We start from the raw sequence: 11,400 nt of genomic DNA on the forward strand, positions 1-11,400 counted from the left end.
GCCGGGTAGCAGCGCGCCACGGCGCCGAAGCGCCCTCTCAGTGGTGCGTGGCGTCGCGGCGGGGCTGCTTGTCTGCGCTGCAACCGCCCTGCCAGCGTTCGCCCTGGATACCGTCAAACCACTAAAGTCTGATGAATTCCGGGTTCGCTACGCCTACCCATTCGAACTCCTTACGGAAGTACTCAAACGTACGACGCCAACCTACGGCCCTTACGTCGAAGAGCCCTACACCGAAACCATTTCGGTCGCGCGTTCGCATGAAGAAGCCCTGAAGGGCGACCGCATCAACATCATGATCAGCGATGCTGGACACAAGGAATTCGACGAGGACATGATTCCCGTTCCGTTCCCGATCGACAAGGGGCTGCTCGGCTACCGCGTTGCGCTGATCGACTCGGATAACCAGTCGAAGATCGACGCCGTTCAGACGCTCGAGCAACTCCGCACGCTGTCGGTCGGCCAGGGAAGCAACTGGGGCGACCTCCGCGTCTATGAATACAACCATGTGCCCGTAAGAACCGCACAAACCTACGAATCGCTTTTTCTGATGCTTTTACATGGACGTTTCGACCTGTTTCCACGGGGTGTCACGGAGGCCCCGGGGGAAGTACGTGCTTATGGCCCTCAGTATCCGCGCCTGGCGATAGATCGGCATCTGCTGATCCGCTATCCGTTTGCGCAGTTCTTTTATGTCAGCAAGTCAGAGCCGCGCCTCGCCGCCCGCATCCGCGATGGGCTCGAGCAAATGAAAAAAGACGGCAGCTTCGACGCGTTCTTCAACCAGCATTTCGCGCGGCAACTAGTCGATCTCAAACTGCCGGATCGTACGGTCATCGAACTCCAGAATCCGTACTTGCCCGCATGGGTTCCGTTGTCTCGCAAGGACCTCTGGTTCGATCCCAATTCGCTGCGCTAGCCGGCTGCCAGCCTGTTGACGCAAGCCTGATTAGCCGGCCATGGCGAGGGTATCCGGCACCGTGGCGTGCAACAGAACCTCGTCCACCAGATCCGCCACATTCAGCAAGGTCCGCACAACCGCGCCACCCAGCAGTTCACTGTGGGTTTTCCGCAGTTCCCATAAGGTCTCACCGAGCCTGCGAATCGATGCGGGCTCGCTATCGGTCAATGGCCAGCAATGCAGCAGATACGCCAGCGACGTGACGTTTCGCTGCTCACACCATGTGTCGAACAGATGCATACAGATCGAACTGATCTGCTCCACTGCATTTTCGCGCTCGGACAGATAGGGAACCATGACGCACCAACCGGGTAAACGATTTCGATATCCAATGCTAGGCGCGCGGTCAACGCGTTGCAGTCAGGAAGCGTGGAAAATGCCCGACATGGATGCTGAATCGATGGTAAGGAAATCCTTAATGTGTCGTTGCAGGGTCGATAAGGGCTGAATCGACGGACCGGAGCATAGCAACCCGTCAGCTCTTCAACCGGTACCCCGTCTTGAAGATCCACGCGATGATAACCAGAAAAATAGCCAGAAACAGCGCAGTCATACCGAGACTTACCGCGACGTCCACATCTGCCATACCGTAGAAACTCCAGCGAAAGCCGCTCACCAGGTACACGATCGGATTGAACAGGGTAACGACCTTCCAGAACGGCGGCAACATGTTGACCGCATAAAAGCTTCCGCCGAGAAACGTCAGCGGCGTGATGATCAGCAGCGGCACGAGCTGCAGCTTCTCGAAACTGTCCGCCCAGATGCCGATGATGAAGCCAAACAGGCTAAACGTCACCGCCGTGAGCACCAGGAACAGCACCATCCAGAACGGATGCAGCACCTGCAGCGGCACAAAGAGCCCTGCGGTGGCGAGAATGATCAGCCCCAATAGAATCGATTTGGTCGCAGCCGCACCGACATAGCTCACCACGATCTCAAGATACGAGACCGGCGCCGACAGCAACTCGTAGATCGTTCCCGTGAACCTTGGAAAGTAGATCCCAAACGACGCATTCGAAATGCTTTGCGACAACAGCGACAACATGATCAGCCCCGGCACGATGAACGCACCGTAAGTGATGCCGTCCACTTCCTTGATACGCGAGCCGATTGCCGCGCCGAATACGACGAAATACAGCGAAGTGGAAATCACCGGCGCGATGATGCTCTGCATCAGAGTGCGCCAGGTGCGCGCCATTTCGAACTTGTAGATTGCGCGGATTGCGTAAATGTTCATTGATCACCTCTGAGCAGACTGACGAAGATGTCTTCGAGCGAACTCTGCGTCGTCTGCAGATCCTTGAAGCGAATGCCTGCGTCCTCCAGCGCTTTGAGCAAGGCAATGATGCTGTTTTGCTCGCGTTCCGTATCGTAGGTATAGATCAACTCGCTGCCGTCCGCGGAGAGTGCGAGGCGATAGTCCGCGAGCGCCAGCGGCACCTGTTCCAGCGGGCTTTCGAGTTGCAGTGTCAGTTGCTTCTTGCCGAGCTTGCGCATCAGTTCGGCCTTGTCTTCGACCAGCATGATCTCGCCCGCGTTGATCACGCCGATGCGGTCAGCCATTTCTTCAGCTTCGTCGATATAGTGCGTGGTGAGAATGATGGTCACACCGCTAGCGCTCAGCGAGCGCACCAGTTGCCACATGTCGCGCCGCAACTCGACGTCGACACCCGCCGTGGGTTCGTCGAGAAACAGCACGCGCGGTTCGTGCGAAAGCGCTTTGGCGATCAGCACGCGGCGTTTCATGCCGCCCGAAAGCTGGATGATCTTGTTGTTGCGCTTGTCCCACAGCGACAGGTCCCGGAGCACTTTCTCGATGTAGGCAGGGTTCGCCGGTTTGCCGAACAGTCCGCGGCTAAACGAGACCGTGGCCCAGACCGTCTCGAACGCGTCGGTAGTGAGCTCTTGCGGCACCAGACCGATCAGAGAACGCGCCGCCCGGTAAGCAGTGCCAATATCATGACCGTCCACCACCACGGAGCCTTCCGACGCCTTCACGATGCCGCAAATGATACTGATCAGCGTGGTTTTGCCGGCACCGTTCGGACCCAGCAACGCGAAGATCTCACCGCGGCGAATCGACAGATTGATGTTTTTAAGCGCGTGGAAACCGGACGCGTAGGTCTTGGAGAGATTCGTGACCGAGACGACAGGCTGCATGGAGGATACGGGGGCGGACGCAGCTGCCGGTTGGGTTTGCCGGGCCGTAGCCCGGAGAGATGTTTCAGAATCGATGATGATTCTCGCAATGTAAAGGAAAGCGCGTTATCGCTGGGGCATCTCGAACACGAGACAAGTCGTCGTGGCATGCGCATACAAAGTGCCGTCGGGCCCGACCAGGCGCGCCTCCGCGGTTGCCAGCTGGCGGCCGCAATGAATCACTTTGCCCTCTGCGCGCACACGTTTTACGCGAGGCGTCAGTCCCTTGACGTAGTTCACGCTGAGTTCGGCCGTGGTGTAGCCCCGGCCAGGCGGCATCTTCGTGTGTACGGAACAGCCAAGTGCCGAATCGAGCAGTGTGGCGACCCAGCCGCCGTGAACCGTGCCGAGGGGGTTCAGGTGCTGTGCTCGCGGTTCCCCCTGAAAAACGCAGCGGCCGTCACTGGCTTCCACAATCGTGAAGTCCAGGGTCTTCGCTATCGCCGCGTAGGGTACTTCGCCGCGCAGCATGGCCTGCAGGAATTCCAGCCCGGTCTTGCCGGCGACCTGTTCGGGGCTCGCCAGTCCAGGACCTGGACCCGCTTCCAGCCGGCTCACAATCTCCGCCTCCTCGGCGAGCCATGTCTCGATCACTTGTTCGGATGTCACTGGAAATCTCCGTGTTTTATTGATGTTTTGCGCGGACTGGCGCCGCTCAGCCGCCCTCCGCGCGTGCCATCTTTCGCTCCAGACTGGCACGCACCGTCGGCCATTCGGTGTCAATGATACTGAAGCGCACGGAATTTCGCTTACGGCATGGCGCAACCCCGCCATCGCGGCGAGGGGATTAAAGCGCTCTCAGGAAATGAGAGACGCAAATCCGCGGCCATTGCGGCCGCGGCAATCCAGGCGTGCATAGGCTAAGCGCCCCTGCACACCCGGTGTCAATCAACTTGCCAGCTTCCTGAACGTTTCCAGCACGGCATCGCCCTTGAACGGTTTGACGATCCAGCCCTTCACGCCCGCTGCCTTGCCCCGTTCCTTCATGGCCGGGCTGCTTTCGGTGGTCAGCATGATGACGTTGACCGTGCTGTTGCCGAGTTCGCCGCGGATCTTTTCGACCATCGTCAGGCCGTCCATGTTCGGCATGTTGACGTCGCTGATCACGAGCCTGATGCCAGGGTTGCCTCTGAGCTTGGTGAGGCCGTCTTTGCCGTCCACTGCCGTATCGACGTCAAGGCCATTTTTCTTCAGAAAGCCGGCGACCTCGTCACGCACCGTGCTCGAGTCATCCACAACAAGAATTTTCGACATGTCTATTTCCTATGGCATCAATCAAAGTAAGTCGAGGCCGGTTTCAAAACAGTTCAAGTTCACCGCTGGTATCTTCGACCGCGCTCGCTTCGGCGACAAAATCGATCGGCGCATGCGCGCACATGCAGATCGTCGCACCCAAGCTAACAGCATCGTTGATCGACACGGCATACGACGCCAGAAACTCCGGCTTGAGTGCCTCCAGATACGGTATGCAACGCGCGCTCAGCACATAAGGGGTAGACATGCCTAGATCCGGAAAGTACTGGAGCAACTCCTGATTCACGGCTCCACAGCACAGATTGCAGATCTCAAGGAACACTTCAAGGAATGGACGCTCCGACTCTTCCCCAAGAAAGTAGTTTTGGGTACGCTCGTCTTCATCGTAGTGAAGAATCAGCAACAGACGGAACGCGATGCCCGAGATCGTCAGGATAACCAGGTTGCCATCGGGCGGGCTGTGCGCGCCATGCGCACCCGCTGGCGCGATTTCGCAGATATCGCCCGCCTCCATCGTGAGGCGAGATCTGGTCGCCCTGAAGAAGATGCGTTCGAGGCTTTCCTTTGCATGGGTACTGATCACGTCGATACCCACTAGTGAAGCGTCGCCTGAAACTGGTTAGCCAGCGACTCGACGCTCGAGAGCGACGCGGTAATCATCTTGCCGCCTGCCTGGATGTCCTGGAAGGTCGCCGTGGTCGTGAGGTCGTTTCTATGCAGACTGTCGCGGTAACTCTTCGACAGCTCTTCGGAGCGCGCGGCGAGTGCCCGCACCTCGCTTGCCACGACCGCGAAGCCACGGCCTGCCGTGCCCGCACGGGCTGCCTCGATCGACGCATTCAACGAAACGATCACCACGTGGCGAACAATCGAAGACAGCTCGCGGTTTTTCGTGTGCATGTCCTGGTTCTGCGTCATTAGCGAGATCATCTGTTCGTGCCAGCGCTCGAACGTGCCCGCCAGACCTTTGAGGCGCGCCGCTTCAGCCGCAAGCTGAGCGGCCTTATGCGCCAACTGGTCCTTGCTGTCGAGCACGGCCTTCAGCTCCGCGCGCACCGAGTCCGCACTGTCCGACTGCGTCTTAAGCTCGTCACGCAACCCGGCGAGCGTGGCTTCGAGTTCTTGCATGTGTTGCTCGTGCATGCTGATCAACTCGCTTTGCGAGGCGCTTGCCTGCGAAAGCGTTTCCGTCTGACGATCTGCTTCTGAGCGCAAGCGGTGCATCGCTTTGGCGCTCGCGAGCCGGTGCGCGGCCAGCGCCACGAGGGCGGTGACGGCGCTGCCAGCCAGCGCTGCTACTAGAACCTGTTGAATCACAGCCAATCCTTCCGAATGTCCATTACGCCGAGGGGCAAGAGTCAGCCGCTCAGTCGGCCAGCGTATCGAGTTCCAGCTGGTCCGCGTCGCCGCGTGCCTGGATGCCCGCGGTGTCGACAACAAGGCTCGCCGGCAGGCTCACGATGGTCTGGAACTGGCGGAAACCGGCGCCCTTGTGGTCGTCGGTGAAGCGCAAGGCAATGCTGCCGTGCTCACGCTTGAGGAAGTCGCGCACAGCGTCCATACCGACACCGCGCCCTGATACTTCGGTAACCTTATCGGCCGTCGAGAAGCCTGGACGGAAGATCATCTCGGCGAGTTCCTCGTCGCTCAGCGCCAGATCGGCTGCGATCCAGCCCTTCTCGAGCGCCATGCCGCGAATTCGCTGCAGCGCGAGGCCGCGGCCGTCGTCGCTGAGTGTGATCTGCACCGTTGCTTCGTGCATGCCCACTTCGATATTGATCGCGCCCGCAGCGGGCTTGCCTTGCGCAGTGCGCACGTCGGCAGCTTCGAGGCCATGGTCGACGGAATTGCGCAGCAGGTGCATAAACACGTTCTTCAGCGCGCCACCCGCTTCACGGCGCAGACGGTAGCCATTGTCGTCAATCTGCACTTGCGGCGTTGACTTGCCCAGTTCCTGCGCCAGCGACGGCAGCGATTCAAGCACGCCTGACAGCGCCTCGCCCACGCTTTCCGTGCCGAGCACGCGCAAAGCCTGACGCACGTTCTGGCGCATCGACTGGAGCGCGTGCAGATCGTCGGCCTTCGCGGCTTCGAGCAAACGCAGGCTCTCCTGGATATGCGCGATGTCGACCATCAGGAAGCGCTCCGCGCTCTCGCCGCGGCTCACACCTTTGCGGCCAAGACTGACTTCGTTGATCATCGCGTAGCTTTCGACGGCGGCGCGCACACGGGCCAGTTCCTGCATCAGACTCTCCTGATCCCACGCCGCGTGCACCTCTTCCGAGTGATGCAGTTCGTGATAGCGCTGCTCCGTCTCGTGCACGATGTTGGTCAGGTGCTGCAGGTTGTAGGTCCGCGCGTTGCCCTTGATGGTGTGCATGTTGCGGAACAACTCCGAGATCGCTGCGCGGTCCGCCTGCGAATGCTGGCGAATGATGCGCTCGTTCTCGTTGATAAAGCCTGCGGAGCTCTCGATGAAGTGGTGGAACTTCTCTTCGCTCACCGCCAGAATTTCGCCGATCATTTCGAGCTGGCGCCTCTGCTCGCCGGCCTCTGCCGCGAGCTTGCGCAACTCGGTGACGTCACGAATGCACAGCATTAGCCGCACGATCATGTCGCTGTCGTCGGTAATGGCCGACCAGTTCAGGTCGAGAATCTTCACACGGCCGTCGGGCATGCGCTTCGAGATCTCAGTGACCAGCAAATGTTCGTTGAACGCAAAGTTGATCGCATCTTCGCCGAGACACGCAAAGCTCGCAGCATCGACTTGCGACAACACGTCCGCGCCGAGGTCGGTATCGGCGAACACCAGGTCCATCAGGCTGCGGCCAGCAATGTCGTTGGTCTCGAAGATCGCTTCCAGATAGGCGGAATACTCGGAGTGGACCACCGCCCCTTCCACCACAGTCAGAATGCCCTGTTGCATGTTCTGCAACATCGCCTGAATGTCCGCGGTCTTCTGCTTGAGCTGTAGCGAGCTTTCCTGAATCTTCTCGATCATGCCGTTGAACGCCATGATCGAGTGACCGATTTCATCCATGCGGCCCACCGGCACGCGGCGTGTGAAGTCCTGGCTCGATGCGATCTCGCTCATCATCTCCTGCATGCGGGTCAGCGGTCGCGTGATCTGGCGGTACAGCAGCGAACCGATCGAAGTCAGCAGGATGATCGCGATACCGGTGACGATGGCAATGGCGGTAGTGGTCGTCGCCAGCGTACCGTTCAGCGTAGTGATGGCCTCGTCTTTCTCGCGGTTCTTCTCGATACGCAGCGTCTCGACGATGCCCTCGAGCTCGTCGCGATACTGCGCCACGTTCGCGAACAGATACGCTTGCGCCAGTTCGTTCTTGCCGGCGGCCTTCATCTTGGCGGTGTCGTCGATTGCCGAGAAATAGTTCTCGAGGCTGTCGGCGGCCTGAGATACAAGACCCTTCTGCGCCTGGCTGGCGGCGGCGTGCGCCTGCAATGCGAGCGCCTGCTGCAAGGTCGCTTTCTTTTTGGCGAGTTCGTCCTGTGCCTGCGCGACGACGTTACCGTCCGGCGCATACACGAGTGTCATGATGGCGAGCTGCACGTCCTTGACCTGGGAGACCAGATCGGCCGAGGCGAGCGCACTGGGCACTACTCCTTCTGTGACCTGCTTGACCTCGGCAGCGCTGTGCCGGGTCTGATAGACCGCATAGCCGCCGATGGCGGACAGCGCGACGAACATCAGAATTACCAATAGCGTGATGCGATGACGGATAGTCATTTGTGTAAATCCCCGAGGTCTAGCGTGTGATTTTTGCTCTTCATGAGAGCCGCCCGACCTTGTTATGTTGGTCGGAATTGTCGGGCGCCACGATTATCGTAGACCGCATGTGACAGATCGATGACTAAAGATAGCGCCCTGATTTAAACGCCTAAGAAATTAGAGAGCAATAAAACGTAATTATTGCGAATCTTGAATATGCTCAATTTCTTTAGAGTTTCCCTAAAGTTTTCTTGATTGATGCCGTTAATACTTCACCCCATGCGTTCCATGCCATGCGTCGTGTGCAACGTCAGGATCTAGCTCAGCACCCTCAGGCGGCGCCACCGCATATCCATGTCTTTTAGCAGCGCGATGTAGCTCACGGCGCGCTCGGTACCGAGACTCGCGCTCGCAGCTTCGTTGGTCTCATTCCACAATCGCTCGAAGCGGTTCGCCGCCTCCAGTCTCGCAAGCGGCTGGTTCAACAGAACAACAAATGCAAAAGACAGTTCTTCCACGCTTCGATGCATCTGTGAATGCACCGACATCGATTTGGCAAAGTGATTCAAACGGCCCTCAAGCGTTAGTTGTCATAGGTACGCAAAACTCCACCGGCACAATTCTCAACAAAGATTGTCACCGGAATATTACGGGGGTAGTTCAATGAGCCGGAAATGCAATGTGTTGTTCCTGTGCCGCGCGAATTCTGCGCGCAGCGTCATGGCCGAAGCGCTGCTTCGCGAGCTCGGCGGCGATCGTTTTGAAGCGTTTAGCGCCGGCATTGAACCGGCCGACGACGTGCACCCCCTCACGCTTGCGCAACTACGCCCCACGATGGGCGATCTCGGCCGCGTGCGGCCAAAAAGCTGGAACGTCTATACGAAAGCAGATGCGCCCGTGATGGACGTAGTGATCGCAATGTGTGAAGAAGCCGGCGAAGCGCATGCGCCTGCATTTCCCGGCAAGCCGATCTTCTGCGAATGGAATTTTTCCGACCCGCTCGCAGCAGGCAGCGACGACGCCGAGCAAAGGCGTCTCTTTGAGCAGGTGTTCCGGCAGATTCTGCGCCGCATAAGCGTGTTTGTCGCGCTTCCGCTGCACTCGATGAAAGCATCCGAACAACGGCTCGCTGTCAATTCGATGGACGAGCACGCCCCGCCCTCGATCGCAGTCGAATAAGCACCGAACCACAAGCGGAAATGAACCCTTCGCAGGCATGCCGCGTGCTGCCGCAGTCGTCGCACGGTGCAAAGCAGGGCACTGTCGCTGACTTAAAAGGTTCATCGGGGCAACCTAGGATGAAACGTTCGCACTCACGGAGCAGCCAGCCGACGTCCGCGACTTTGCCCCCCACCCGCTTCCGGGAGTGCAAATGCTCGTTCACTTCATGCCGTCATCCGGCATCGTCGTCGCCATGCTGGTCGTCTGTCTCGTGATGGTGCTGGCATTCGAGGCGACCAACGGATTCCACGATTCCTCCAACGCGGTCGCCACCGTCATCTACACGCAGTCGCTCAAGCCTGGCCAGGCCGTGATCTGGTCCGGCCTGATGAATTTTATCGGGGTGATGGTGGGGGGAATTTCTGTCGCCTATGCGCTAGTCGAAATACTGCCGCCCGATGTGTTGACGCCACCGGACGGTTCACCCGCCGTCCCTATGCTGGTGTCGATCTTCGCGGCCGCCCTGTTCCGGAACATCCTGACGTGGGCGTTTGCGATACCCAACAGCAGTTCACATTGCATCATTGGCGCGCTGATCGGCGTCGCAGCGGCCGACGCGCTGATCAAAGCGCGCAGCATGACGCAAGGGGTGGACTGGAAGCAGATCGTGATCGTGCTAAAGGGGCTTGCCATCTCGCCGATACTGGGTCTGCTGCTGGCTGGGGGACTGTACGCCATCATGCGGCTCGTCGTGCGGCGCGGTCATCTGTTCGAAGCGCCGAAGGAAGGCGAGCCACCGGTCTGGTGGCTAAGAGGGCTGCTGGTTCTCACCTGCACCACGGTCAGCTTTTCGCACGGCACCAATGACGGTCAGAAAAGCATCGGCCTCATCATGCTGACGATTATCGGCCTGCTGCCAGCGGCCTATGCGCTCAACCCGCAGGCCACAGGTCAGATGACCGAACTCAGCCAGAACGCGGCTGCCGCAATTCCGCTGATTCAACACTATGGCGACGACGTCAAGGATCAGGCGCTGAAGTCCGCGACCTTGCTGCAAAACGCTGGTCCGCAACTGGCCAGCGAGGCGCATGAACTCAAGACGTACGACGATTCCGCGAATTCACCGCAAACGGTGGCGGTGCGGGCACAACTGCGCGGAGCCGTGTACGATGTGCTCTCGGAACTCAAGCACGTCGGCGAGCAGAACAGCGCTAGCAAGGACGAGAAGGCGCAGGCAACGGACCTGCTAAAGAAAATGGGGCCGCCGGTGCAATATGCGCCATGGTGGGTCCGTGTGCTAAGCGCTCTATGCCTGGGTGTCGGCACGATGATTGGCTACAAACGCGTGGTACGTACGTTGGGCGAACGGCTCGGCAGGCAACATATGACGCCGGGCCAAGGGGCCAGCGCGGAACTGGTCGGCTCGGTGCTGATCGGCACGGCTGGATTTACTGGACTACCGGTCAGTACAACTCACATCATTACGTCGGGAATTGCCGGCACGATGGTAGCGGGTGGCCAAGGTGTGCAAGGCGGTATGCTATGGCGTATCGCACTCACCTGGCTGGTTACCTTGCCTGTCACGATCCTGCTTTCCGCATGTTTATTCTACTTCCTTGCGAACCCCAACCTCTGACGACCAACACGCGCGCGGCGCCGGTTCCGCGCAACGCTCCGAGCCCCCGGCGGGGGCCTGGGCGAAACTCATGACGCGACTGCACATCCGTCATGCGGCAACCACGCTGGCCGTACTCGGCGTGGGACTCGCAATGGGTGCGCCGTTCATCCTCGGCGCGCATGACGTGCTGAACGGTTTGCGCAGCGTGTCCCTGCAGATCTTTGCAGCGCTGGCGGCAAGCGCCGCGCTAAGCGCTGCGGCCAAGGCGGGCAAGCTGCATCTGATGCAAGGCGCACTTGGCCTGCGGTTGCGCTTCCTGCGCACGCTGACGATTACCGTCGTCACCGATTTCGCGTTCCTCGTCTCGCCGCTGGGCGCGGCGGGCTATGGCGTGAACATGGGCCTGCTGCAGCGTTCGGGGGCTTCGTGGGCACTCGCCACCACGGTAGTCGGCGCGGACCAGGCACTCGACCTGAC

At 59.5% G+C, this 11,400-nt stretch carries 13 protein-coding genes and 1 pseudogene; 4 read left to right on the forward strand and 10 right to left on the reverse strand.

Annotation, left to right across the window (positions count from 1 at the left end; translation table 11 throughout):
* Positions 1-40: 40 nt before the first annotated feature.
* On the forward strand, positions 41-916 hold the full coding sequence (locus tag M0954_RS28175; RefSeq protein ID WP_122158319.1) for an ABC transporter substrate-binding protein: 876 nt from the start codon (positions 41-43) through the stop codon (positions 914-916).
* Between the two features lie 30 nt (positions 917-946).
* On the opposite strand, the gene M0954_RS28180 is transcribed toward M0954_RS28175, so the two are convergent.
* The 10 genes and pseudogenes from M0954_RS28180 to M0954_RS28225 all read right to left on the reverse strand — a co-directional run bounded on the left by M0954_RS28180 (position 947) and on the right by M0954_RS28225 (position 8,662).
* Positions 947-1,255, reverse strand: a complete 309-nt coding sequence (locus tag M0954_RS28180; protein ID WP_122158318.1) for a hypothetical protein — start codon at positions 1,253-1,255, stop codon at positions 947-949.
* Between the two features lie 178 nt (positions 1,256-1,433).
* Positions 1,434-2,195 carry an ABC transporter permease gene (locus tag M0954_RS28185; RefSeq protein WP_122158317.1) on the reverse strand — a complete coding sequence of 254 codons (762 nt, stop codon included), beginning with the start codon at positions 2,193-2,195 and terminating at the stop codon, positions 1,434-1,436.
* Positions 2,192-3,118, reverse strand: coding sequence for an ABC transporter ATP-binding protein (locus tag M0954_RS28190; protein WP_122158316.1), 927 nt, complete (start codon positions 3,116-3,118; stop codon positions 2,192-2,194). Before M0954_RS28190 ends, M0954_RS28185 begins: the two co-directional genes overlap by 4 nt.
* Positions 3,119-3,223: 105 nt before the next feature.
* Positions 3,224-3,766 carry a PaaI family thioesterase gene (locus M0954_RS28195; RefSeq protein ID WP_122158315.1) on the reverse strand — a complete coding sequence of 181 codons (543 nt, stop codon included), beginning with the start codon at positions 3,764-3,766 and terminating at the stop codon, positions 3,224-3,226.
* 46 nt (positions 3,767-3,812) lie between these two features.
* A pseudogene (locus tag M0954_RS28200) lies at positions 3,813-3,911 on the reverse strand (GNAT family N-acetyltransferase); the annotation flags it as partial.
* A gap of 134 nt (positions 3,912-4,045) precedes the next feature.
* Positions 4,046-4,411, reverse strand: a complete 366-nt coding sequence (locus tag M0954_RS28205) for a response regulator (protein WP_122158314.1) — start codon at positions 4,409-4,411, stop codon at positions 4,046-4,048.
* 43 nt (positions 4,412-4,454) lie between these two features.
* Entirely contained in the window at positions 4,455-4,994 is a 540-nt protein-coding gene (locus tag M0954_RS28210) for a hypothetical protein (protein WP_133893535.1), read from the reverse strand.
* 11 nt (positions 4,995-5,005) lie between these two features.
* Positions 5,006-5,728, reverse strand: coding sequence for a methyl-accepting chemotaxis protein (locus M0954_RS28215; RefSeq protein WP_122158313.1), 723 nt, complete (start codon positions 5,726-5,728; stop codon positions 5,006-5,008).
* 49 nt (positions 5,729-5,777) lie between these two features.
* Positions 5,778-8,162: an ATP-binding protein gene (locus M0954_RS28220; RefSeq protein ID WP_123388220.1), complete on the reverse strand. Its 2,385-nt coding sequence runs from the start codon at positions 8,160-8,162 to the stop codon at positions 5,778-5,780.
* Positions 8,163-8,461: 299 nt separating this feature from the next.
* Positions 8,462-8,662 (reverse strand): hypothetical protein, encoded by a 201-nt coding sequence (locus M0954_RS28225; RefSeq protein WP_297356763.1) that lies wholly within the window; start codon positions 8,660-8,662, stop codon positions 8,462-8,464.
* A gap of 145 nt (positions 8,663-8,807) precedes the next feature.
* Between M0954_RS28225 and M0954_RS28230 the strand changes: the two genes are divergently transcribed.
* From M0954_RS28230 to M0954_RS28240, 3 genes are all read left to right on the forward strand, one after another.
* A complete protein-coding gene (locus M0954_RS28230) occupies positions 8,808-9,323 on the forward strand; it encodes an arsenate reductase ArsC (protein WP_297356765.1) in 516 nt (171 codons plus the stop codon).
* A gap of 193 nt (positions 9,324-9,516) precedes the next feature.
* Positions 9,517-10,941, forward strand: coding sequence for an inorganic phosphate transporter (locus M0954_RS28235; RefSeq protein WP_297356767.1), 1,425 nt, complete (start codon positions 9,517-9,519; stop codon positions 10,939-10,941).
* Between the two features lie 70 nt (positions 10,942-11,011).
* The coding region (locus M0954_RS28240) for a lysylphosphatidylglycerol synthase domain-containing protein (RefSeq protein WP_297356769.1) at positions 11,012-11,400 on the forward strand (389 nt) is incomplete at its 3' end.

This window comes from Paraburkholderia sp., assembly GCF_026225065.1.
Lineage (GTDB): Bacteria > Pseudomonadota > Gammaproteobacteria > Burkholderiales > Burkholderiaceae > Paraburkholderia.